The sequence below is a fragment of the Streptomyces sp. NPDC101152 genome, from assembly GCF_044768275.1.
Taxonomy (GTDB): domain Bacteria; phylum Actinomycetota; class Actinomycetes; order Streptomycetales; family Streptomycetaceae; genus Streptomyces.
Window position 1 is genome coordinate 44,212 of the sequence record NZ_JBIWPO010000023.1, and the last position, 21,145, is coordinate 65,356.

The 21,145-nt window shown below is 72.5% G+C and carries 23 protein-coding genes and 1 riboswitch; of the genes, 8 read left to right on the forward strand and 15 right to left on the reverse strand.

Features of this window, described 5'->3' with window-relative positions; translation table 11 throughout:
* Positions 1 to 31: 31 nt before the first annotated feature.
* The 4 genes from ACIRVK_RS26650 to ACIRVK_RS26665 are packed head-to-tail and all read right to left on the reverse strand — an operon-like array spanning position 32 to position 4,248.
* The gene (locus ACIRVK_RS26650) at positions 32 to 1,264 is read right to left on the reverse strand and encodes an amidohydrolase family protein (protein ID WP_404251233.1); all 1,233 of its coding nucleotides are present in this window, start codon (positions 1,262 to 1,264) and stop codon (positions 32 to 34) included.
* The gene (locus tag ACIRVK_RS26655; RefSeq protein WP_404251235.1) at positions 1,261 to 2,547 is read right to left on the reverse strand and encodes an amidohydrolase family protein; all 1,287 of its coding nucleotides are present in this window, start codon (positions 2,545 to 2,547) and stop codon (positions 1,261 to 1,263) included. Before ACIRVK_RS26655 ends, ACIRVK_RS26650 begins: the two co-directional genes overlap by 4 nt.
* 10 nt (positions 2,548 to 2,557) lie before the next feature.
* On the reverse strand, positions 2,558 to 3,442 hold the full coding sequence (locus tag ACIRVK_RS26660) for an SDR family NAD(P)-dependent oxidoreductase (protein ID WP_404251237.1): 885 nt from the start codon (positions 3,440 to 3,442) through the stop codon (positions 2,558 to 2,560).
* Positions 3,442 to 4,248, reverse strand: a complete 807-nt coding sequence (locus ACIRVK_RS26665) for an acetoacetate decarboxylase family protein (protein WP_404251238.1) — start codon at positions 4,246 to 4,248, stop codon at positions 3,442 to 3,444. Before ACIRVK_RS26665 ends, ACIRVK_RS26660 begins: the two co-directional genes overlap by 1 nt.
* A 173-nt stretch (positions 4,249 to 4,421) precedes the next feature.
* Here ACIRVK_RS26665 and ACIRVK_RS26670 point away from each other — a divergent pair, with 173 nt between their 5' ends.
* The 5 genes from ACIRVK_RS26670 to ACIRVK_RS26690 all read left to right on the forward strand — a co-directional run bounded on the left by ACIRVK_RS26670 (position 4,422) and on the right by ACIRVK_RS26690 (position 9,188).
* Positions 4,422 to 5,402, forward strand: coding sequence for a DEDDh family exonuclease (locus ACIRVK_RS26670; protein ID WP_404251240.1), 981 nt, complete (start codon positions 4,422 to 4,424; stop codon positions 5,400 to 5,402).
* A gap of 80 nt (positions 5,403 to 5,482) precedes the next feature.
* Positions 5,483 to 5,716 carry a hypothetical protein gene (locus tag ACIRVK_RS26675; RefSeq protein ID WP_404251242.1) on the forward strand — a complete coding sequence of 78 codons (234 nt, stop codon included), beginning with the start codon at positions 5,483 to 5,485 and terminating at the stop codon, positions 5,714 to 5,716.
* Positions 5,717 to 5,765: 49 nt separating this feature from the next.
* Entirely contained in the window at positions 5,766 to 6,557 is a 792-nt protein-coding gene (locus ACIRVK_RS26680) for an SURF1 family protein (RefSeq protein ID WP_404251243.1), read from the forward strand.
* An 82-nt stretch (positions 6,558 to 6,639) separates the two neighbouring features.
* Positions 6,640 to 8,427 (forward strand): glycoside hydrolase family 15 protein, encoded by a 1,788-nt coding sequence (locus ACIRVK_RS26685; RefSeq protein ID WP_404251245.1) that lies wholly within the window; start codon positions 6,640 to 6,642, stop codon positions 8,425 to 8,427.
* A gap of 5 nt (positions 8,428 to 8,432) precedes the next feature.
* A complete protein-coding gene (locus ACIRVK_RS26690; RefSeq protein WP_404251247.1) occupies positions 8,433 to 9,188 on the forward strand; it encodes an SDR family oxidoreductase in 756 nt (251 codons plus the stop codon).
* Positions 9,189 to 9,206: 18 nt separating this feature from the next.
* Here the strand turns inward: ACIRVK_RS26690 and amaP are convergent, their stop codons facing one another.
* The 5 genes from amaP to ACIRVK_RS26715 are packed head-to-tail and all read right to left on the reverse strand — an operon-like array spanning position 9,207 to position 11,538.
* A complete protein-coding gene (gene amaP, locus ACIRVK_RS26695) occupies positions 9,207 to 9,794 on the reverse strand; it encodes an alkaline shock response membrane anchor protein AmaP (protein WP_404251248.1) in 588 nt (195 codons plus the stop codon).
* A complete protein-coding gene (locus ACIRVK_RS26700; RefSeq protein WP_404251250.1) occupies positions 9,791 to 10,441 on the reverse strand; it encodes a DUF6286 domain-containing protein in 651 nt (216 codons plus the stop codon). The genes amaP and ACIRVK_RS26700 overlap by 4 nt, the downstream gene beginning before the upstream one ends.
* The gene (locus ACIRVK_RS26705; protein WP_404251252.1) at positions 10,438 to 10,821 is read right to left on the reverse strand and encodes a hypothetical protein; all 384 of its coding nucleotides are present in this window, start codon (positions 10,819 to 10,821) and stop codon (positions 10,438 to 10,440) included. Before ACIRVK_RS26705 ends, ACIRVK_RS26700 begins: the two co-directional genes overlap by 4 nt.
* A complete protein-coding gene (locus tag ACIRVK_RS26710; RefSeq protein ID WP_404251254.1) occupies positions 10,818 to 11,003 on the reverse strand; it encodes a hypothetical protein in 186 nt (61 codons plus the stop codon). The genes ACIRVK_RS26705 and ACIRVK_RS26710 overlap by 4 nt, the downstream gene beginning before the upstream one ends.
* A gap of 37 nt (positions 11,004 to 11,040) precedes the next feature.
* Positions 11,041 to 11,538 carry an Asp23/Gls24 family envelope stress response protein gene (locus tag ACIRVK_RS26715; protein WP_404251256.1) on the reverse strand — a complete coding sequence of 166 codons (498 nt, stop codon included), beginning with the start codon at positions 11,536 to 11,538 and terminating at the stop codon, positions 11,041 to 11,043.
* Positions 11,539 to 11,626: 88 nt separating this feature from the next.
* On the opposite strand from ACIRVK_RS26715, the gene ACIRVK_RS26720 reads away from it, so the two are divergent.
* Positions 11,627 to 12,337, forward strand: a complete 711-nt coding sequence (locus tag ACIRVK_RS26720; RefSeq protein ID WP_404251258.1) for a nucleopolyhedrovirus P10 family protein — start codon at positions 11,627 to 11,629, stop codon at positions 12,335 to 12,337.
* Between the two features lie 4 nt (positions 12,338 to 12,341).
* Here ACIRVK_RS26720 and ACIRVK_RS26725 read toward each other — a convergent pair whose 3' ends face one another.
* The 6 genes from ACIRVK_RS26725 to ACIRVK_RS26750 all read right to left on the reverse strand — a co-directional run bounded on the left by ACIRVK_RS26725 (position 12,342) and on the right by ACIRVK_RS26750 (position 19,085).
* The gene (locus tag ACIRVK_RS26725) at positions 12,342 to 13,145 is read right to left on the reverse strand and encodes an enoyl-CoA hydratase/isomerase family protein (RefSeq protein ID WP_404251260.1); all 804 of its coding nucleotides are present in this window, start codon (positions 13,143 to 13,145) and stop codon (positions 12,342 to 12,344) included.
* 127 nt (positions 13,146 to 13,272) lie between these two features.
* On the reverse strand, positions 13,273 to 13,494 hold the full coding sequence (locus ACIRVK_RS26730; protein WP_004002281.1) for a helix-turn-helix domain-containing protein: 222 nt from the start codon (positions 13,492 to 13,494) through the stop codon (positions 13,273 to 13,275).
* Between the two features lie 334 nt (positions 13,495 to 13,828).
* Positions 13,829 to 15,427: an ABC-F family ATP-binding cassette domain-containing protein gene (locus tag ACIRVK_RS26735; protein ID WP_404251262.1), complete on the reverse strand. Its 1,599-nt coding sequence runs from the start codon at positions 15,425 to 15,427 to the stop codon at positions 13,829 to 13,831.
* A 147-nt stretch (positions 15,428 to 15,574) separates the two neighbouring features.
* Positions 15,575 to 16,822 carry a hypothetical protein gene (locus ACIRVK_RS26740; protein WP_404251264.1) on the reverse strand — a complete coding sequence of 416 codons (1,248 nt, stop codon included), beginning with the start codon at positions 16,820 to 16,822 and terminating at the stop codon, positions 15,575 to 15,577.
* A gap of 318 nt (positions 16,823 to 17,140) precedes the next feature.
* A complete protein-coding gene (locus ACIRVK_RS26745) occupies positions 17,141 to 18,262 on the reverse strand; it encodes an alpha/beta hydrolase (RefSeq protein ID WP_404251266.1) in 1,122 nt (373 codons plus the stop codon).
* A gap of 112 nt (positions 18,263 to 18,374) precedes the next feature.
* Positions 18,375 to 19,085, reverse strand: a complete 711-nt coding sequence (locus ACIRVK_RS26750) for a class II aldolase/adducin family protein (RefSeq protein WP_404251268.1) — start codon at positions 19,083 to 19,085, stop codon at positions 18,375 to 18,377.
* 250 nt (positions 19,086 to 19,335) lie between these two features.
* Between ACIRVK_RS26750 and ACIRVK_RS26755 the strand changes: the two genes are divergently transcribed.
* Together ACIRVK_RS26755 and ACIRVK_RS26760 are read left to right on the forward strand one after the other, a co-directional pair.
* Positions 19,336 to 20,574 carry an anion permease gene (locus tag ACIRVK_RS26755; RefSeq protein WP_404251270.1) on the forward strand — a complete coding sequence of 413 codons (1,239 nt, stop codon included), beginning with the start codon at positions 19,336 to 19,338 and terminating at the stop codon, positions 20,572 to 20,574.
* Positions 20,575 to 20,608: 34 nt separating this feature from the next.
* On the forward strand, positions 20,609 to 20,836 hold the full coding sequence (locus tag ACIRVK_RS26760) for a hypothetical protein (protein ID WP_404251272.1): 228 nt from the start codon (positions 20,609 to 20,611) through the stop codon (positions 20,834 to 20,836).
* Positions 20,837 to 20,963: 127 nt separating this feature from the next.
* Positions 20,964 to 21,104: riboswitch (cobalamin riboswitch) on the forward strand.
* Positions 21,105 to 21,145: the final 41 nt, after the last annotated feature.

The following is a 21,145-nucleotide window of genomic DNA, read 5'->3' on the forward strand; positions in this document are numbered from 1 at the left end:
GTCGGCGCCCGCGCCGGCGTTCCGCACCGCCTCACCAGACCCGTACCGAGGCGCCCTTGGCGAACAGCGGGCTCGTCGCGTCCTCGGGCGGCTCGGTCAGCGGTTGGGCGATCTCCTCGACCGTCGGGCCCACCTTCGCCGCGATGGGGTCCAGGACGTCGAGGTCGAAGCCGTACACGCGGGCCGCGTTGCCGCCGAGCATCGCGGCGAGTTCGTCGCGGGGCACGCCCGCGCAGGCGAAGCGCAGGCCCTCGCGCGTGTACGGATAGGTGCCCTCGTCGTGGGGGTAGTCGCTGCCCCACATGATCTTGTCGACGCCGATCCGGTCCCGGAGCGGCACCTCGTGGGGGCGCATGAAGCTGGCGCCGACGTAGCAGTTGTCGTGCCAGACCTCGGAGGGCGGTTTGCCCATGCGGGCGGCGAGCCCCGCCCCGAACTTGGACTCCGCGGTGGAAGCCCTGGTCGCGGCGGCGATCAGTCGGCCGTGGTAGTAGTCCAGCATGTCGAGCACGCCCGGGATCCAGCCCGACCCCTGCTCGGTGAGGACGAGCCTGAGGTCCGGATGACGACGGAAGGCACCGCCGAAGACCAGGTGCCACAGGGCGCGGTGGGAGAACCATGTCGTCTCGACCATGAACACCGCACGGGCGGCCGGTTCGTCACCGAGCGGCGGGGACGCGGAGCCCGCGTGGTGGTTGACGGGGACGCCGAGTTCCTCGCAGACGGCCCAGATGGGGTCGTACGTCTGCGAGTAGAGCTCGGGGAGCCCGGAGCCCGGCGGGGTGCCGGGGAGCATCAGGCCGCCCTTCAGGCCCGCCTGGGAGGCCCACCTGATCTCCTTGACCGCCTCCTGCACGTCGCCCAGGAGGATCTGGAAGACGCCCGCGCGCCGGCCCGGGGCGGCCGCGCAGAAGTCCGCGAGCCAGCGGTTGTGGGCGCGCAGGCCGGCCCAGCGCCGCTCGAAGTCCTCGGCCGTCGGGGCCGGGGCCATGAGGGAGCCGGACGGGAAGAACGGCGGGATGGTGTTGGGGAAGACCACCTCGGCGACGATGCCGTCCTGCTCCAGCTCCGCCAGCCGGCGCTCGGAGTTCCAGTTCTGGTCGGCCGCGTCGGCGAGCAGGTCCTCGTAGGGGTTGACGTAGGTCGCCGCCCACACGTCGAACTCGTCGTGGTAGCGCTTCTCCAGGTACGGCCTGTAGTCGAGCAGGTCGGCCCCCGCATGACAGTCGGCCGAGATCACCGTGTACCGGTCGCCGCCGCTCACCGCGTCACCCCCAGGGTCGGGAAGTCGTGGCCGGTCAGCCAGTGGCGGCCCACCTCGCGCGAGCCCGCCCAGGAGGCCTCCACGGCCCGCTGGTCCTCGGGCTGGCCGAGGTCGTCCGGGGTCGGGCCGATGCGGTGGGCGAGCGGGGTCAGCCGCTCCACGTCGAAGCCGAAGACCTCCGCCGCCGCCAGGCCCAGCATGCGGCGCGTCTCCGTGACCGGGATGTCGTGGAAGGTGCGGCGCAGCCACGCGCGTGTGTCGGGCCAGGTGCCCTCGGGGTGCGGGAAGTCGCTGCCCCAGAGGATGTTGTCGACGCCGATCTCGTAGCGCTGGGCGAGTTCGCGGCGCTTGGTGTTGGTCGCGCAGACGAAGATCTGGCGGTCGAGGTACTCGCTCGGCGGGCGCCCCAGCCCCGCGAAGGGGGAGAGCTTCTTGCCGCCGTGCGCGCCCAGGTAGAGGCGGTCCATGAACCACAGCAGGTTCGGCAGCCACCAGCAGCCCGACTCCGCCACGCCGAACCTCAGTCCGGGGTGGCGTTCGAAGACGCCGGACCACAGGAGGAACCACAGCGGGCGGGACGGCCACCAGGTGACCTCGCTGACGAAGATGCCCAGGTGGTCACCGTACTCGTGGCGCGGCGACGATCCGGAGTGGGTCAGCACCGGCATCCCGCACTCGGCCGCCGCCGCCCACACGGGGTCGTAACGGCGGTCGTGGTAGGGCTCCTTGTCGCCCCACAGGGCGGGGATCATGAGCGCGCCGAGCCCCGACTCCCTGGCCCGGTGGATCTCGGCGACCACCTTGGGCACCTCGGCCGTGACGGGCAGCAGGGCGACCCCGCAGTGCCGTTCGGGGTGCTGCGAGACGAAGTCGGCCAGCCAGCGGTTGTGCGCCTGGGCGCCCGCCATGCCCAGCTCCGGGTCGTGGTCGCCGGACAGGCCGAGGCCCACGCCGAAGGGTGCGGCCGTGCGGCTGTCGACGGCGTCCGCGTCCGGGAAGACCACCTCGGCGGCCACCCCGTCGCCGTCGAGTTCCTTGAGCCGCTGCGCGGGCTCCCAACCCCCGCGCAGCCCCTCCTCGTTGTCCTCGAACCACTTGGTCGCGAACGCGTCGTTGCGGATGCCGAGCCGGGTCATCTCCTCGCGGCGCCGCTCGCGCCCGGCGAGGAACTCGTCGAAGTCCCGGTGGAATCGCCGGTCCAGATAGGGCCGGTACTCCTCGGTGGGCAGCCCGGCGTGGCAGTCGGAGGAGATGATCAGGTACGGGTCCCGGTCGGTCGTCACACCGGCCTCCTCAGTCCAGGATGAAGCTCTCCAGGTACGACGGGTTCGTGCGGTCCAGCATCGACGCGGCCCGCGCGCGGATCTGCGCGTCGCTGTGCTCGCTCGGCGGCAGCAGCCAGAAGCGGTCGGCTCGGACACCCTCGACGACGAACTCCGCGACCTCCTCCACGGGCGTGAAGGAGACCTCCTTGCCCGCCGCGCGCATCGCGGTCTCCCACTGGTCGAGGCTGCGGTAGGGCGTTCTGCGCGGCCTCTTCTTGGCGTACCGCTCGGGGCGGTTGCGGTGGGACTCCCACAGGCCGGTGCGCAGCATGTGCGGCCCGGGGAAGAGCACCGACGCGCCCACGCGCGCGTGCTCCGCCCTCAGGTGGGCGTACAGGGACTCGGTCATGGTGACGACGGCCGCCTTGGTGACGGCGTACACGGAGGCGGTGGGCAGGGGGGCGATACCGCCGTCGCCGGAGGACGTGTTGACGACATGACCGGGTTGACCCGACTTGATCATCCGCGGCACGAACGCCTGGATTCCGTGGAAGACGCCCCACACGTTGACGGAGAACGCCCACTTCCAGTCGTTCGGTTCGTGCTCCCACATCCGGCCCTCGGCGCCCGAGCCGACCCCGGCGTTGTTGCACAGCAGATGGACGGCGCCGTACCTGTCGTACGCCGACTCGGCGAGATCGAGCACCTGTTGGCGCTCGCCGACGTCGACCACGCGCGCGTGCACCTCTGCGCCGGCGGCCCGCAGTTCCGCGACGGCCTTCTCCAGCGCGGCCTCCTCGACGTCCGCGAGGACCACCTTCAGCCCCTCCGTGGCGAACCGGCGGGCCATGGCGAGCCCGATCCCGCTCGCGGCGCCGGTGACGACGGCGACCTGTCCGGCCCGAAGCTGCATCAGGCGCTCCCCTCGGGGCTGGGCGGCGGGGCGTCGTGCACCTGGTGCGGATCGTCGTACCGCTGGTGGACGTAGGGCAACAGGGCCTCGCCGCTGACCCGTTCGACGACCTTGCCGCGCTGGTCGCTGGTCTTCTCGCCGATGGTGATGTCGTGGAGTTCGCGGACCGGCAGGTCGGCCACCGGGTCGTACACCGACTCGCGCAGCACCACCTCCCCGGTGACGTGCTCCAGCCGCCGCACCCGCTCGTTGCGCACGCAGTGCACGAGCACCGGGTCGGCGTCGAAGCCAGAACCGTCCACGGCGGGCAGGAACTTGAAGTAGAAGTCGGTCCTGCGGCTCGGCTCCGGCAGGGGCAGCGGTTCGCCGGCGTGGCCGCGCACCTCCACGAAGGCGATGCCGTACCGGGCCATCCGCGCGCGGACCACGTCCCCGTCCCGCTCGACCGTCACCTCCCCCAGCTTCTTCGGCTCCCCGAAGACCTCGCGGCCGCCCGTGAGGGCCCGCTCATGGGTCATCGGCATGACGAGCGGGTACCAGCCGTCGACGCCGCCGTGACTCGCGGCGACCGCGAACGAGCCCGCGCCGAGCGGGTATCCGGGCAGGTCGACCTTGCTGATGTTGACGCGGACCAGCGGCCGGCCCGTCGGTTTCAGCGGCGGCGGCAGGACCGCGGCGAGGGCGTCCGGGTCGGTCTCCCAGAGCGCCACCACGCCGGTGGACCAGATGTCGGGCAGCCGTGCGCTCGCCGTGCGCGCGGCGGCGAGCTCCTCCTCGGTCCGTGCGCCGTACCGTACGCGGGCCATACGCCGTACCGCCCTTCCGTCGGGGGTCATACGCCGGGCGGGAGGCACGGTCGCACCGGGCGGTGAAAAGGTCCATAGCCACGCGCGGGGGCATTCAGGACATTCGAACGGGCTTGTGCGACAGGGCACCTGACGGAGGGGCGTGTCAGTGGCGGCCCGTATCCTCAGGGACCATGCTCGATGACCGTACGCCCGCAGCGTCCTCCCCCACGGCGTGGCCGGTCGCGTATCCGCAGGGATACGCGGTCGTTGACGTGGAGACAACCGGCCTGGCCCGGGACGACCGGATCATCTCCGCGGCCGTCTACCGGCTGGACGCGCGCGGCGAGGTCGAGGACCACTGGTACACGACGGTCAACCCGGAGCGGGACCCGGGCCCGGTGTGGATCCACGGTCTGACGAGCGAGATGCTCGAGGGCGCGCCCCTGTTCGCGGACATCGCCGAGGAGTTCGCGACCCGGCTCGAGGGCCGGGTGCTCGTCGCGCACAACGCGGTGTTCGACTGGCAGATGATCGCCAGGGAGTACGCGCGCGCGAAACGCGAGGCGCCGGTGCGCCAGCGGCTGTGCACCATCGCGCTCGCCAAGGAGCTGGACCTGCCGCTGCCCAACCACAAGCTGGAGACGCTGGCCGCCCACTTCGGCGTCCTCCAGCGGCGGGCGCACCACGCGCTGGACGACGCGCGCGTGCTGGCGGAGGCGTTCCGGCCGAGCCTGCGGGCCGCGGCTGAGGGCGGCGTCCGGCTGCCGCTGCTGGAGTGCCGTCCGCTGACGGAGTGGAGCGACAGCCCGGTGCCGCGCCAGCCGGGCGGTCACGGCGGCTACCGGCCGACGACTTGGCGCCCGTCCCGCAGGCGGCCCGCCTGCCCCTATCCCAACCCGGGCCGCTTCGAGGACGGCAAGCCGCTCAAGCAGGGCATGCGGGTCGCCTTCTCCGGGGACACCTCCGTCGAACGCGACCTCCTGGAGGACCGTGCCGTTCAGGCCGGGCTGCATGTCGCGACCAGCATCTCCCGGCTGACGAGTCTGCTCGTGACGAACGACCCGGACTCGGGCACCTCGAAGGTGGTCAAGGCGCGGCAGTACGGCACGCCGGTGGTCGACGAGGCGGCCTTCGGACAGCTGCTGCGCGACGTGGCGCCGGCCGACGGGTGACCCGTACGGACGGGTGATTGCGCGGCGACTCGCCCACCGCCGGCTCGCCCCCACGGCGGAGGCGGCTCACCCTGTGGCGCATGGCTAAATGCGAAGTTTGCGGCAATGACTACGGAATGACCTTCGAGGTGCACGCCCAGGGCGCGATCCACGTCTTCGACTGCTTCTCCTGTGCGATCCACCGCATGGCTCCGGTCTGCGAGCACTGCCGGGTGCAGATCATCGGGCAGGGCGTCGAGGCCGGGGGCCAGTGGTACTGCGGTGCCCACTGCGCCCGCGAGGCCGGGAAGGCGGGCATCGTCGACCGGGTCTGAGCGCCCCCCTGGCGACGGCACCCCGCGGTCCGAGTTGTACGGTCGTGGGGTGTACCGCTTCCTGTTGACCCGGCAGTGGGTGATCCTCACGCTGGTCGCCCTGCTGCTCATCCCCACGATGATCAGGCTGGGCATCTGGCAGATGCACCGCTACGAGGAGCGCAGCGCCCGTAACCAGCTGGTGTCCGACGCGCTGCACGCCAAGCCCGTGCCCGCGGAGGCGCTGACCTCGCCGGGACACACCGTGACCAGGCACGACCGCTACCGGACGGTGACGGCGCAGGGCCACTTCGACACCAAGGACGAGGTCGTCGTGCGCCGCCGCACCAACTCCGACGACGAGGTCGGCTACCACGTCCTGACCCCGTTCGTGCTCACCGACGGCAAGGTGCTGCTGGTCAACCGGGGCTGGATCCCCTCCGACGGCCCCAGCCAGACGACGTTCCCGAAGGTGCCCGCGCCCCCGGCCGGGCAGGTGACCGTCTCCGGGCGGCTGATGCCCGACGAGACGACCGCAGCGAGCGGCATCAAGGACCTCAGCGGGCTGCCGCCCCGGCAGGTCATGCTGATCAACAGCGAGGAGCAGGCCCGCCGGCTGGGCGCGGAGGTGCTCGGCGGCTACATCCAGCAGACGGCGCCCCAGCCTAAGGGCGGCACGCCCCAGCAGATCTCCGACCCCGGCAAGGAGGACGCTCCGCTGAACTACGCCTACATGATCCAGTGGTGGCTGTTCGCGGCGGGCGTCCCCTACGGCTGGTGGGTGCTCGTCAAGCGCGAGCGCCGGGACCGGGCCGAGGCGGCGAAGGAGTCCGAGACGCAGGCCGAGCCGGCCTCGGTGTGAGGCACCGGCCCGGCTCACCCGCCCGGGCCACCCCTGGTGCCGCACTGGATTGTCGGCCTCTTCCGCCGGGAACCCGCACAGCGTGCACCCGCGCATCGAGGACTACGCCCTCATCGGCGACGAACAGACCGCGGCCCTGGTCGGCCGGGACGGCTCGGTCGACTGGCTGTGCCTGCCCCGCTTCGACTCCGCGGCCTGCTTCGCCCGGCTGCTCGGCGACGAGGACAACGGCTACTGGCGCATCGCCCCCAAGGACGCCGAAGTCCCCTGCACCCGGCGCGCCTACCGGCACGACACCCTGGTCCTGGACACCGACTGGGAGACCGGCGAGGGCGCGGTGCGCGTCACCGACTTCATGCCCGAGCGCGACCGCACCCCCCACCTCGTCCGTATCGTCGAGGGCCTCGGTGGCCGGGTCACCGTCCACAGCACCCTGCGGCTGCGCTTCGACTACGGCTCGATCGTGCCGTGGGTGCACAGGTCCGACGGCGAGCGGGTGGCCGTGGCGGGCCCGGACGCCGTCTGGCTGCGCAGCGAACCGGACGTGCGCACCTGGGGCGAGGACCTGGGCACGCACACGGAGTTCACGGTCGGGGAGGGCGAGAAGGTCGCGTTCGTCCTCGGCTGGCACCCCTCGTACGAGTCTCCCCCGCCGCGCATCAACCCGTACAAGGCACTGCGCACCAGCGTCCGCGACTGGCGGGAGTGGGCGGGGCGCTGCCGTTACGACGGACCGCACCGCGACACCGTCGTCCGCTCCCTGATCACCCTCAAGGCGCTCACCTACCGTCCGACCGGCGGCATCGTGGCCGCCGCCACCACCTCGCTCCCCGAGGAGCTGGGCGGTATGCGTAACTGGGACTACCGCTACTGCTGGCTGCGCGACTCGACCCTCACCCTGAACGTGGGGCTGTCCGCCGGCTACCGGGAGGAGGCCGAGGCCTGGCGTGACTGGCTGCTGCGCGCGGTCGCGGGTGACCCGGCCGATCTGCAGATCATGTACGGCCTCGCGGGCGAGCGGCGGCTGCCGGAGGTCGAGCTGCCCTGGCTCGCGGGCTTCGCCGGCTCCACGCCCGTACGGATCGGCAACGACGCCTACACCCAGCTGCAGCTGGACGTGTACGGCGAGGTCATGGACTCGCTGTACCTGGCCCGGAGGTCAGGTCTGTCCACCAGGCCGCACATGTGGGCGATCCAGGTGGCGCTGATGGACTGGCTGCGCGACGAGTGGCGGCAGCCGGACGAAGGGCTGTGGGAGGTGCGCGGCGGCCGGCGGCACTTCACGCACTCGAAGGTCATGGTCTGGGTGGCCGCCGACCGGGCGGTGCGCACGCTGGAGGAGCACCCCGAGCTGGACGGCGACCTGGACGGGTGGCGCGCGCTGCGCGACGAGGTGCACCGGGAGGTCTGCGAGAAGGGCTTCGACACCGAGCGGAACACCTTCACGCAGTCCTACGGCTCCCGCGAACTCGACGCGGCCCTCCTCCTCGTGCCGCGCGTGGGCTTTCTGCCACCGGACGACCCCCGCGTCCTCGGCACCATCGCCGCGATCCGCGAGGAGCTCACGCACCACGGCTTCCTGCGCCGCTACAGCACCGACGGGACGACCGTGGACGGGCTGCCCGGCGAGGAGGGCGCCTTCCTCGTCTGCTCGTTCTGGCTGGCGGACGCGCTGCAGATGACGGGCCGCACGACGGAGGCACGAGAGCTGTTCGAACGGCTGGTGGGGCTCTGCAACGACGTGGGACTGCTGTCCGAGGAGTACGACCCCGTGGCCGGACGCCAGCTCGGCAACGTGCCCCAGGCCTTCAGTCACGTCGGCCTGGTGAACACCGCCCTCGCCCTGTTCGACGACGGCGAGGCAGGATAGGGGCCATGGATCTTGGACTGAAGGACCGGGTGTACGTCGTCACGGGGGCCACCCGCGGGCTCGGCAGCGCGGCGGCGCGGGAGCTGGTGGCCGACGGCGCGAAGGTGGTGCTGACCGGGCGGGACGAGCAGCGGGTGGCCGACGCGGCGGCGGCGCTGGGGCCGAACGCCTTCGGGGTGGCCGTCGACAACGCCGATCCCGAGGCGCCGGCCCGTTTGGTCGCGGCGGCGCGGGAGCGGTTCGGCGGGTTCGACGGTGTACTCGTGAGCGTGGGCGGGCCGGCGCCCGGGTTCGTCGCCGACAACACGGACGAGCAGTGGCAGGCGGCTTTCGAGTCGGTCTTCCTGGGGGCCGTCCGGCTGGCGAGGGCGGCCGCCGCCGAGCTGGAGGCGGGAGGTGTCATCGGGTTCGTGCTGTCGGCTTCGGTGCACGAGCCGATTCCCGGCCTGACCATCTCCAACGGGCTGCGGCCGGGGCTCGCCGGCTTCGCGAAGTCCCTGTCGGACGAGTTGGGGCCGCGCGGCATCCGGGTCGTGGGGCTGCTGCCGTCCCGCATCGACACCGACCGCGTGCGCGAGCTGGACGGGATGTCCGCCGACCCGGAGGCCACTCGCGCCGCCCATGAGTCCCGTATCCCGCTGAGGCGTTACGGCACGCCGCAGGAGTTCGGGCGGGCGGCGGCGTTCCTGCTGTCGCCGGCCGCCTCCTATCTGACCGGGATCATGCTGCCGGTCGACGGCGGCATGCGGCACGGGTTCTGAGCGCCGGTCGCCTCGCGGTCAACTGACCCTTTCCGCACGGTGTTTGACGCCCCTCATCCTGACCTCCGCCGGCATTGCCGCGAGACCGGCCGAATTGCGGGCGTGCGTCAGGGAGGTGGCGGTCAGGTGGTGGAGGGCGGTCGCCGGGTCCACCTGGGGTTCCAGGAGGAGGTCCACGCGGACCTCGGGTGCCGTGCGGCGGCCGGTGAGCTGGGCGCGGGCCTGGGCCACGCCGTCCAGCCCGGCCGCCTCGCCCTCCAGTACGCCCTCGAGGGCCCGGCCGCGCAGCAGCGCGCCCTCGCCGTCGCCGGTGTCGACGAGCACCTCGGTGAGCCGGCGGCGGCGCAGGACCGCGGTCAGCCACCAGGCGGCGAGCAGGACGAGGGCGGCGAGCACGGCGATGACCGTCGGCCACCACCAGCCGTGCCCCTGCCAGCGGGTGCGTTCCGCGTCGCTGAGCAGGACGTCGTGGCGGCCGTCGTGGAGCCACCAGGAGGGCGGGGTCGCGCCCAGTCCGACGGCCAGGACCCAGCCTCCCAGGACGAGCAGGGCGAGTCCCACGAGCCCGATCAGTACGCGGTCGACGATCCTGAGCACCGTCCTCATCCCTTCCGTCCCAAGCGCCGTACGTGGACGGCCGGCGCGGGTGGGTGGACCAGCCCCAGGCCCCTGATCGCGTCGGTGATCGTCGCGTCCAGGTCGGCGCGCACCTCGTCCAGGTCGCGGAAGTGCGAGACGGCGTACACGTCGGCGCGCGTGCGGCGCATCCTGACCCGTACCGACTGGATGCCGGCGACGTCCATGGCGCGGTCGCGCAGCACGAGCGCGGCGGCCTCGCGGTGCAGTCCGGCGCGGACGTCTACCTGGGTGCGGCGCATCGGCAGGACTCCGCGCAGGCCGGGGGTCACCGCCAGCACGATCAGCCAGAGGCCGAGGACCGCGGCGACCGCGGCGCCGACGAGGACCCAGGTGTCGTCGAGGGGGCGGCTCGCCAGTTGGTGGGCGAGTTCGCGGCGCCAGCCCATCGCCGGCCGGTGGGCCCGCACGGCCGCGACGTCGTACAGGAACAGGCCGGCGACCGCCAGGATCAGCAGCGCCACGATGCCCGCGGGGACGCGGCGCGCGGACCAGAAGCGGCCCTGGTCGCCGTCCTGGCCGGACGGCGGCGGCCCGTAGGCCGCTTCGCGCGCGGGTTCCCTCTCGATGACCGGCAGTCGTTGTGTGGTGCCCTCGGAGCCCTGGGGCTCGCTCATCGCGTCCTCCCCTGTACCGCGCCGTGCGCCGGGGTCAGGTGCAGCCGCTCCACGTGGACGGCGACCTCCGGCACCTCCATGCCCACCAACTCGCGTACCCGCGAAGCGACATGTCGACGCACCTGCGCGCACCGGGCGCCGATGTCGCAGGGGTAGTCGAGTTCGAGATGGAGGCTGATTCGGACCGCCTCGTGGTGCACGACGACGGTGGCGTACGGCGGCGCCGTGGGCGCCGACCGGTCGGCGAGGGCCTCGCGGGCCGCCTGTGCGGCGATCCTGGAGACGACCCGGTCGGCGATCCTGGTGACCCCGCGTTCACCGGGTGGGACGGCGGTCACGGGTCTGCCGAGTTCGCCGACGCCGTCGCTCACCTCACTCACCGCCGGCGGTCGTCACGCGGGCGGAAGAAGTCGCCGAGTTCCAGGTCCCCCTCCAGGAACCGTCCCACGACGAACCCGATGGCGCCCAGCGCGGCCACCAGCAGGAAGGCCCCGAAGCCGCCGAAGTACCCGGCGAAGCCCAGCGCCATCCCGGCGATCATGCCGACCACGGCCATGTTCATCGTGTGCTCCCCTCACCCTTGTCCACTCGCCGGGCGGTCACTGGATCCGGGGCTCCGGCTCCTCGTCCTCCTCCTCCGGCAGCTTCACGTCGCTCACCGCGATGTTGACCTCGACCACCTCGAGTCCGGTCATCCGCTCCACCGCCGCGATGACGTTCTCCCGCACGGCGCGGGCGACGTCGGCGATCGAGACGCCGTAGTCGACGACGATCTCCAGGTCGAGCGCCGTCTGCACCTCGCCGACCTCGGCCTTCACGCCCCGGGTCACGGACTTGGAACCGCCGGGCACCCGGTCGCGGACGGCGCCGAAGGTGCGGCTGAGCCCGCTGCCGAGGGCGTGCACGCCGACCACGTCCCGCGCCGCCAACCCGGCGATCTTCTCCACCACCCCGTCGGCGATGGACGTACGGCCCCGGGTGCCGGGGTCTCCGCCGCCCCGCCGGGTCACCTGCGCCTTGCGCGTCCCGGGGGTCTCCGGCACCTCCTGCTCGCCCGTGGGGGTCCTCGTCCGGTTCTGCTCCGTCATGTCGGTCATCGCCGTACGTCCCTTTCGGTTCGTCGTTCTGGGACCACGGTAAGTGGGGTTGTCCCCTGACGCGCCGGGGATGCGGCAGGCTGGAGAAATGACGGCGGACAGATGGGCCGAGACGGTGCGGCACCGGCTGGGTCCGGGCCGGCTGCTGCCGCTGGGCGGCCCGCGGGACGGCGTGTGGATCACCGAGGAGGCGGCCGTGGCGGTCCTGCGCGGTGCGGCCGGGGAGGTGGGCGGGATACGGCTCGACACGCTGCGGATCGCCCTCGCCGATGCGGACGACACACACGACTCCGTGGTCCCGCCCCCGCCGAGCGCGCTGCCACCGGGAGCACTGCGGGTGACGGCCCGGTTGGCGGCCACGGCGGTACGGCCGCTGCCGACGACCGCGGCCCTGCTGCGGACGGCACTGGGGACCGCGGCGACGCGGCGGCTCGGGCTGGCGGTGACGGAGGTGGATCTGCGGGTGACGGCGCTGCTGGACGAGGAGCCGGAGCCCGAGGCCGTACCGCCGGTCGAGCCGCCGCGCGCCGGGGAGCCCGGCGACGGGGACGAGCTGCGGGCGGCGTCCGCCGCGCGGAGGGTGCCCGGGGTCGCCCGCCTGACCCGGGGCCTCGGTCGCGCGGTGCACTTCGAGGAGCGGGAACAGGAGGGCGGCCTGCCGTATCGCCACGCGCGCGTGGAGATCGCGGTGGACGCCGACCACCGGGCCGTGGAGGTGGCACGCGAGGTGCGCGCGGCGGTGGCCGGGGCGCTGCCGGATCAGCCGACGGTGGCGGTGCTGGTGACGGCGGTGGGCTGAGCGGTCACTCGCCGAGGCCCGCCAGGTCCCTCAACCGCCGTGCCTGCGCGGCCCGTTCCGCGGCGCGCTGGTCGTCGTAGGAGCGGCCGTGGGCCCCGCGGATGAGTGCCTTGGTCTCGATCACGGCGTCCCGCGGTGCCGCCAGGATCGCCGAGGCCAGGTCGTGCACGGCGGCGTCGAGCTGGTCGGCCGGGACGGCGAGGTTGGCGAGGCCGGTGCTGACCGCCTCCTCGGCCTGGACGTAGCGTCCGGTGAGGCAGATCTCCAGCGCGCGGCCGTAGCCGACCAGGGCGACGAGGGGGTGCGTGCCCGTCAGGTCCGGCACCAGGCCGAGGCTGGTCTCGCGCATGGCGAACTGCACGTCGTCGGCGACGACGCGCAGGTCACAGGCGAGGGCGAGCTGGAAGCCCGCCCCGATGGCATGCCCCTGGACGGCGGCGATGGACACGAGGTCGCTGCGCCGCCACCAGGTGAAGCCGTCCTGGAAGCCGGCGATGCTAGCGTCGAGTTCACCGTCGCTGCTGCGGGCGAGGTCGATGAGGCTCGGCTCGCCCTCGATGCCCTCGGGCGTGAACATCTGCCGGTCGAGGCCGGCGGAGAAGGACTGCCCCTCGGCACGCAGCACCACGACCCGGACGGAGCCCGGCAGGACCCGCCCGGCCTCGGCGAGCGTCCGCCACAGGGCGGGGCTCTGCGCGTTGCGCTTGGCCGGGTTGGTCAGCGTCACCGTGGCGATCGCGTCGTCGACGGTGAGCCGTACGCCGTCCTTGTCGAGTACGGGACCGAGGTCCTTGGCGGGCGTGGCCATGGGGCGCCTCCGATGAGTGCGGTCAGCAGAGCTGGCGTGACTGCAAGCTAAGTGACTGCACAGTAACCACCCGGCCGGTCAGCCGACCGACCGGGTGGCCACCATCGAAGCCGATGGGCCGCACAGGTCAGGACGAGGCGGCCTTCTTGCCCCGTGTCGCACCGCCACGCCCACGGAGCGTGACGCCCGACTCGCTGAGCATCCGGTGCACGAAGCCATACGAGCGGCCGGTTTCCTCGGCCAGTGCCCGAATGCTCGCACCGGAGTCGTACTTTTTCTTCAGGTCTGCCGCGAGCTTGTCGCGCGCGGCGCCGGTCACCCGGCTGCCCTTCTTCAGAGTCTCGGCCACCCGTGCCTCCTCATGGGAAGTGCGCTCTGGTCTCCTCATGATCACCCCTCCGGGCCTTCATGGCCACCCATTCGGCAAGGTCCGTGAGACAGGGTTTTGACGACAGGAGCGCATCCCCACAAGCGGAATTCGTAATTCCGCACTCCCGTGTTCGTTCGGCCGAACGGGTTGATCCACGAAGTACCAGGTCAGGACGTGAGACGGCCGAACCCTTGACGATCAAGGGCTCGGCCGTGAAATCGATGTACGACACACCTCGATACGAGGAGATCTCACACAGATGGTGGATCACCGGTGGGCCGAATGATCCCTACGCCGTTGATCACGCATTCGATCAAGCGAGGGAGACGAGGTCCGCGTAGTCGGATCCCCATAGATCCTCGACACCGTCGGGCAGCAGGATGATGCGCTCCGGCTGCAGCGCCTCCACGGCGCCCTCGTCGTGGGTGACCAGGACGACGGCGCCCTTGTAGGTGCGCAGCGCGCCGAGGATCTCCTCACGGCTGGCGGGGTCGAGGTTGTTGGTGGGCTCGTCCAGGAGCAGGACGTTGGCGGAGGAGACCACCAGGGTCGCCAGCGCCAGGCGGGTCTTCTCGCCGCCGGAGAGGACACCGGCCGGCTTGTCGACGTCGTCGCCGGAGAACAGGAACGAGCCGAGCACCTTGCGCACCTCGACGAGGTCCATGTCGGGAGCGGCCGAGCGCATGTTCTCCAGGACCGAGCGGTCGGCGTCGAGGGTCTCGTGCTCCTGGGCGTAGTAGCCGAGCTTGAGGCCGTGGCCGGGTACCACCGCGCCCGTGTCCGGCTGCTCGACGCCCGCCAGGAGCCTGAGCAGGGTGGTCTTACCGGCGCCGTTGAGGCCGAGGATGACCACCCGGGAGCCCTTGTCGATGGCCAGGTCGACGTCGGTGAAGATCTCCAGCGAGCCGTAGGACTTCGACAGGCCCTCGGCGGTGAGCGGGGTCCTGCCGCAGGGCGCCGGCTCGGGGAAACGGAGCCTCGCCACCTTGTCGGAGACGCGCACCGCCTCGAGCCCGGCGAGCAGCCGGTCGGCCCGCTTGGCCATGTTCTGCGCGGCCACCGTCTTGGTCGCCTTGGCCCGCATCTTGTCGGCCTGCGAGTGCAGCGCGGCCGCCTTCTTCTCGGCGTTCTGCCGCTCGCGCCTGCGGCGCTTCTCGTCGGCCTCGCGCTGCTGCTGGTAGAGCTTCCAGCCCATGTTGTAGACGTCGATCTGGGCGCGGTTGGCGTCCAGGTAGAACACCTTGTTGACGACCGTCTCGACCAGGTCTACGTCGTGGGAGATCACGATGAAGCCGCCGCGGTACGTCTTCAGGTAGTCCCGCAGCCAGATGATCGAGTCCGCGTCGAGGTGGTTGGTCGGCTCGTCCAGCAGCAGGGTGTCGGCGTCCGAGAAGAGGATGCGCGCCAGCTCGATACGGCGGCGCTGACCGCCGGAGAGCGTGTGCAGCGGCTGGCCGAGCACCCGGTCGGGCAGGTTGAGCGCGGCGGCGATGGTCGCGGCCTCCGCCTCGGCCGCGTAACCGCCCTTGGTCAGGAACTCGGTCTCCTGGCGCTCGTACTGCTTGAGGGCCTTCTCCCGGGTCGCGCCCTGGCCGTTGGCGATGCGCTGTTCGTTCTCCCGCATCTTGCGCAGCAGGACGTCCAGGCCGCGCGCGGAGAGGATGCGGTCGCGGGCGAGGACGTCGAGGTCGCCGGTGCGCGGGTCCTGGGGCAGATAGCCGACCTCGCCGGAGCGGGTGATCTGGCCGGCGGCGGGGATGCCCTCGCCGGCCAGGCACTTGGTGAGGGTCGTCTTGCCGGCGCCGTTGCGGCCGACCAGGCCGATGCGGTCGCCCTTGGCGACCCGGAAGGTGGCGGACTCGATGAGGACTCGGGCGCCGGCGCGCAGCTCGATACCGGTGGCGGAGATCACGGACAGACTCCTGGGCGGACTGAGGTTGACGGATGGGCGGCTGAGGACGTTCCCGCCGTCTAATGCGCGAGGAGAATGGCCATGGGCCCAGTCTAACGGCGCCGTGCAAGCACTTTTTCTGCGTTCTGGTGTTCGTTACGGCACTTCTCAGTTCCCCCCGGTGTGCACCTGGAAGGCGGCCCGGCGCACGGCCTTGGCGAGGGCCGGGTCGGGGTGGGCGGCGGCGAGGGCGACCAGGACCTGGACGGTGCGGGGGTGGCCGACGGCGCGCACCTCGTCGAGCAGCATCGGCACGGTCGGCTGCACGGCGGACTCCAGGTGCCGCACCAGCATGGGGGCCTCGCCGTGGTCGGCGACGGCGGCCGCGGTGTCGACCCACAGCCAGGTGGCCTCCTCGCGGGTGAGCACCTCGTGGGCGTCCTCGGGGTCGACGCCGTCGTGCTCGGCGAGCCACAGGAGGGCGTACGGCCGCAGGGTGGGCTCGTCGGCGACCGCGCGGACGTCGGGCTCGGCGGGGGCGCCGACCACGCGCAGCGCCTCGAAGGCGAGGCCGCGCAGCAGGGCGTCGTCACCGCGGGCGGCGTCGATGAGTTCGGTGACGGCGCTGCCGACGGGGCGGGCGGCGAGCCAGGCGCGGTACTCGGCGCGGGCCGCGTTCGGGCGCAGTTGGGCGCAGCCGCGCAGCATCTCCTCGGCGACGGCCTCGATGTTGCCGGCGGGGCTCTGCGCGGCGACGCAGATCTGCTCCAGCTTGACCCACACCGCCCAGTTGCCGAGCGGGGTGAGGGTGGCCTGCCCGTCGCCGTAGGTGAGGGCGCCGACGGAGGCCAGCGCGTGCAGGGCCCAGTCGAGGAGGGGGGCGAGCGGGGCGTCCGGGGCCGCGGGCTCCACCGGCTCGGGCTGCGGGCCGTAGGGGATCTCGCAGCGTTCGGTGCGCAGTTCGGTGACGCGCTGCTCCAGGAGGTCCAGCAACTGCTCGACCGGCACGGGCCCGGCGGACAGCTGGAGGAAGGAGAGCACCTGCGGCATCGCGGAGACGACCTCGGCGACGGCGGCTGGCTCGTGCTCGACGGGTTCCGCGTGCGCGAGCGACCAGGCGTCGAAGAGGGCGACCCAGCCGCGCAGCACGGCGCTGTCGTCACGGTCCCAGGCGCGCAGCCGCCAGCCGGGGCGGGCGCTGTCGCCGTGCACCTCGACGAGGCCGGCGAGGCGGGCGGTGTCCCAGTCGGCGCGGACCTGAGCGACGGTCAGGCCCAGATCCCGGGCCGCCCGTTCGGCGGTCGCGTCGGCGAGGGTGGCCTTGCCGTCGGCGGTCGCGGCGTCGCCGCCCGGGCCGAGGGCGGTGTCGGCCCAGTGGGCGACGCGGGCCGCGCCGGCCAGGCCGGAGCGCGCCATTCTGGCCAGCACCGCGGGTGCCGGTGTGCCTTCCGGGGGGCGCGGTGCGGGGCGCCTCGGGCGCCGGTGGTTCACCGCTGTGGGGGCGGCGGCCAGGGGTCGCGGGCGGACGAGTCGAAGCCTGGAGTCGCGCGGGATACGGGACGTCACGGGTGCAGTCTTCCGGTTGACGGTCCGAAAACCCAAACGGAACGTCACAGGGGGCGACGGGGTTGGCCAAGGCACGGGCGCCCGCGGGGGTGAAGGGCCCGGATCAGGCCACTGGTACGGCCTTAAACGGAATCAGGTCGACCGTTCCGCCCGCCTCCCCGACGGCGCTCACATCAGCGGGGTCAGGAAACGGCGCAACGCCTCCTCGTACCCGCTCGGGTCGGCGTTCCACATCGCCGCGTGCGGGGCCTGCCGTACGGTGTGCAGGGCGACGATGTTCGGGTGGGCGCCGGCGAGGCTGCGGGAGAACTGCCAGGGGGCGAGGGCGTCGTCCGGGCCGTGGAAGACCAGCGTCGGGACCGTCGGCGCGGCGGCGGCCGCGGCGGAGCGGTCACCCTCCATGCCGGTACGGCCCTGGGCGGCGCGTACGGCGAGCGGCAGCAGGGCGCCCGGGGTGCGGCGGGCCGCGGCGAGGGCGCGCAGGGTGGTCGCCCAGCTGAGCACCGGGGAGTCCAGGACGAGGCCGGAGACACGGTCGCGCAGGCCCGAGTGCGCGGCGGCGCGCAGCGCCATGGTGGCGCCGGTGGACCACCCGAGCAGGACGACCTGTTCGGCGCCGTACCGGACGGCGTAGCGGATGGCCGCGTCCAGGTCGCGCCACTCGGTCTCGCCGAGGTGGTTCAGGCCGTCCGGGGAGCGCGGCGCGCCGAGGTCGCCGCGGTAGGCGAGGGCGAGCACCGGGAAGCGCTGGCGGTGCAGGAACTCCATGACGTTCATGGCGTGTTCGCGGGTGGTGCCGAGGCCGTGCACGGCGATCACCCAGGTGGTGCGCGCGCCGGGCACGAACCAGGCGGGCAGGGGGCCGAGTTCGCCGGGGACGTCGATGTCTGCGTGGTCGAGACCGAGGGCGTCCCGGGGGTTGCCGACGTACACGTTGGGGGTGAGCCACACCTTGTCGCCGGGTTCGAGGGTGCCGTGCGTGACGCGTTCGAGGCGGCGTACGACGGTGTCGGCGGAGTGGGGCGCGGTGCCGAGGACGGGGCCGACGACCGCGTGCGTGGCGTCGCCGGCGAGGCCGTAGGTGCCGGGGCGCAGGGACGCCAGGTCGCGGGTGAGGGCGATCTGGCCGGCCGCGGTGGCGTGCACGGTGAGGCGGGGTTCGGTCGGCAGGGGGCGGCCGGGCGGGGCCTTGAGCGCGGCGTCGCTGGCGAACCGGCCGACGGCCACGGAGGCCGCGCCGGCGGCCAGGGCTACGGTGACGGCGGCGGCCGCCGCTTTGACAGTGCGCACCTGTCCAGTGTCCTGGCGGACCCGAATACCGGCCAGCGGGAAGAAGGGGCGGGGTGATGCGGGGCGTCGACGGCGGTGTGGTGTGCTCACCCCACTCCGGTACCCCGCCTCGTCACCTCTGCTGCCCGTACCCGCGGAGCTTTTCCTCGGCCTCCTCCACCTGGGCGAGGGAGAGCAGGTTCGGTGACATCCCCGGCACCGAGGAGGCCGTGAGCCACAGCCGGCACATCCACTCCAGCTGGGCCGTGCGGTCGTAGGCCTGGGACAGGCCGGTGCCGTGGGCGACCGTGCCGTGGTTCTGCAGGAGGCAGGCGGTGCGGTCGGCGAGGGCACGGAGCATGTTCTGGGCCAACTCGTCGGTGCCGTACGTCGCATAGGGGGCGACTCGGACAGGGCCGCCGAGGGCGGCGGCCATGTAGTGGATCGGCGGGAGCTCGGGGACGAGCGTGGAGACCGCGGTCGCGTGCACGGCGTGGGTGTGGACGACGGCCCGCGCGCCGGTCGAGCGGTACACGGCCAGATGCATCGGCAGTTCGCTGGTCGGGACCAGGGTGCCGAGGACCTGTCGGCCGTCGAGGCCGACGCCGGTGATGTCGTCCGGCGTGAGACGGTCGTAGGGGACGCCGGACGGCGTGACCAGCACGGTGTCCCCGACGCGCACCGAGACGTTGCCGGAGGTGCCGACGACCAGGCCGTCGGTGACGGTGCGGCGGGCCGTGACGACGAGGTCGTCCCAGGCCCGCGCCTCCTCGGGGAGCGCACTCCTCCCCCGCTCGTCCCGCTCGTCCCGCCCGCTCCGCTGCTCCCGCCGCCGCTCAGTCATGCGGCGATCATCCCAGGCGAGCCGCCAACGCGCCCCGGAACCGGGTCACTTCAGGACGGTCGCCGCCGCCGGCGCTCGACATCGAATACAACCCGTACGACAGGAGGCACGGTGGGACGCCGACCGCGCTGCCGTCCGTTCGCCCGGGGATACCGGCCCCGACACTCCGAAGTCCACCCCAGTTCATCTTCCGTTCACCCAGGTTTCCTACGGTCAACCGACCGATGACTTCGAACGATTGCCTGGGTAAATGGAAAACTTCTCGCTGATCCTCGCGATTGTGGTGATCACCGCACTCGCGTTCGATTTCACGAACGGTTTCCACGACACCGCCAACGCGATGGCCACGACCATCTCGACCGGTGCACTCAAGCCCAAGGTCGCGGTGGCCATGTCCGCCGTGCTCAACCTTGTAGGCGCCTTCCTGTCCGTCGAGGTCGCGAACACGATCTCCAAGGGTCTCGTCAATGAGAACGGCATCCGTCCCGAGGTCATCTTCGCCGCCCTGGTCGGCGCGATCCTCTGGAACCTGGTGACCTGGCTGGTGGGCCTGCCCTCCAGCTCCTCGCACGCCCTGATGGGCGGTCTGATCGGCGCCACCGTCGCCTCGGCCGGCTTCGGTGCCGTCCACGGCGACGTGCTCGTCACCAAGGTGCTCCTGCCGGCGCTCGCCGCCCCGGTCGTCGCCGGGCTCGCCGCGATGCTCGCGACGCGCTTCTCCTACGCCCTCGACTCCAAGGCCGAGGGCAAGGCGGCCGAGAAGGGCTACCGCGCCGGCCAGATCGCCTCCGCCGGTCTGGTCTCGCTCGCCCACGGCACCAACGACGCGCAGAAGACGATGGGCATCATCACCCTCGCCCTGGTCGCCGGCGGCGCCATCGCCCCCGGCTCCAACCCTCCCACCTGGGTCATCCTCTCCGCCGGCCTCGCCATCGCGCTCGGCACCTACATCGGCGGCTGGCGCATCATCCGCACGATGGGCAAGGGCCTGACCGAGCTGAGGCCGCAGCAGGGCTTCGCCGCCCAGACCAGCGCGGCCACCGCCATCCTGGCCTCCTCGCACCTCGGCTTCTCCCTCTCCACCACGCACGTCGTCTCCGGTTCGGTGATGGGCGCGGGCCTCGGCCGCAAGGGGGGCTTGGTCCGCTGGTCCACGGCGACCCGGATGCTGGTCGCCTGGGTCCTCACACTCCCCGCCGCCGCCCTGGTCGGCGCGGGCGCCGAGTCCGTCACGGACCTCGGCGACTGGGGCACCGCCGTCGTCGCCGTCTTCCTCGTCGCGGCCAGCGCCGCGATCTGGAAGGTCTCGCGCCGCGAGGTCGTCGACGCCTCCAACGTCAACGAGACCGAGGAGCCGGCCGGCGTGGTCACCACGGCGATCGCCGCCGTGACCCCTCCTCCCACGGGCGCGGTGACGGAGGGCCTGACGGCCACGATCGCCGCACCGGTCACCACCACGGAGGCGGCGGCCCCGCCGGCCGCCGTCTGAGCCCCGGGCACCCGGTAACGAAGGAAGCAGCAGCATGAAGATCGACTGGTCGGCCCTGGGCTCCGTCTTCGGTGTCAGCCTCGCGGTCACCGTGGGCCTCGTCACCCTGTTCACCCTCGGCGTCATGGGCCTGTCCCGCCGTGAGCGGGCCGTGGCCCAGGGCAACTCGGCGACCCTCGCGGTCACCGGCGCCTACGTGTGCTTCGCGGCCTGCGCGGCGGCGGTGGCCTACGGAATCAACCTGATCATGTCCAAAAGCTGAGCCCTGACCCGCAGTTGGTGCCGGGACGGTGATCCGTCCCGGCACCACGCGTTTCCGTGACCCCGGCGACCCCTGACGTGTGGGCCTCAGCACACTCTCCCGTCGCAGGTCAACGGCAAGTTGACGGCCCTTCCAACCCCGTGGTGGACTGCCGGAGCCATATACGGCGGCAAGGGAGGAAGCCGGTGCGAGTCCGGCGCGGTCCCGCCACTGTCACCGGGGTAGGTAGCCCCGGGAGCCAGGAACTCCCACCGCCGGTCTCGTCGAACCAGGGCGTGGACACCCTGAGTGAGGACATGTCGTCATGCT

What these genes read in the sequence shown, in the direction of transcription:
- ACIRVK_RS26660 (WP_404251237.1), bottom strand. Translation starts at nt 3,442, where the DNA reads ATGCAGCTTCGGGCCGGACAGGTCGCCGTCGTCACCGGCGCCGCGAGC.
- ACIRVK_RS26755 (WP_404251270.1), top strand. Translation starts at nt 19,336, where the DNA reads ATGGAAAACTTCTCGCTGATCCTCGCGATTGTGGTGATCACCGCACTC.
- ACIRVK_RS26670 (WP_404251240.1), top strand. Translation starts at nt 4,422, where the DNA reads ATGCTCGATGACCGTACGCCCGCAGCGTCCTCCCCCACGGCGTGGCCG.
- ACIRVK_RS26690 (WP_404251247.1), top strand. Translation starts at nt 8,433, where the DNA reads ATGGATCTTGGACTGAAGGACCGGGTGTACGTCGTCACGGGGGCCACC.
- ACIRVK_RS26715 (WP_404251256.1), bottom strand. Translation starts at nt 11,538, where the DNA reads ATGACCGACATGACGGAGCAGAACCGGACGAGGACCCCCACGGGCGAG.
- ACIRVK_RS26700 (WP_404251250.1), bottom strand. Translation starts at nt 10,441, where the DNA reads ATGAGCGAGCCCCAGGGCTCCGAGGGCACCACACAACGACTGCCGGTC.
- ACIRVK_RS26710 (WP_404251254.1), bottom strand. Translation starts at nt 11,003, where the DNA reads ATGAACATGGCCGTGGTCGGCATGATCGCCGGGATGGCGCTGGGCTTC.
- ACIRVK_RS26725 (WP_404251260.1), bottom strand. Translation starts at nt 13,145, where the DNA reads ATGGCCACGCCCGCCAAGGACCTCGGTCCCGTACTCGACAAGGACGGC.
- ACIRVK_RS26720 (WP_404251258.1), top strand. Translation starts at nt 11,627, where the DNA reads ATGACGGCGGACAGATGGGCCGAGACGGTGCGGCACCGGCTGGGTCCG.
- ACIRVK_RS26740 (WP_404251264.1), bottom strand. Translation starts at nt 16,822, where the DNA reads ATGGCGCGCTCCGGCCTGGCCGGCGCGGCCCGCGTCGCCCACTGGGCC.
- ACIRVK_RS26665 (WP_404251238.1), bottom strand. Translation starts at nt 4,248, where the DNA reads ATGGCCCGCGTACGGTACGGCGCACGGACCGAGGAGGAGCTCGCCGCC.
- ACIRVK_RS26750 (WP_404251268.1), bottom strand. Translation starts at nt 19,085, where the DNA reads ATGACTGAGCGGCGGCGGGAGCAGCGGAGCGGGCGGGACGAGCGGGAC.
- ACIRVK_RS26675 (WP_404251242.1), top strand. Translation starts at nt 5,483, where the DNA reads ATGGCTAAATGCGAAGTTTGCGGCAATGACTACGGAATGACCTTCGAG.
- ACIRVK_RS26760 (WP_404251272.1), top strand. Translation starts at nt 20,609, where the DNA reads ATGAAGATCGACTGGTCGGCCCTGGGCTCCGTCTTCGGTGTCAGCCTC.
- amaP (WP_404251248.1), bottom strand. Translation starts at nt 9,794, where the DNA reads ATGAGGACGGTGCTCAGGATCGTCGACCGCGTACTGATCGGGCTCGTG.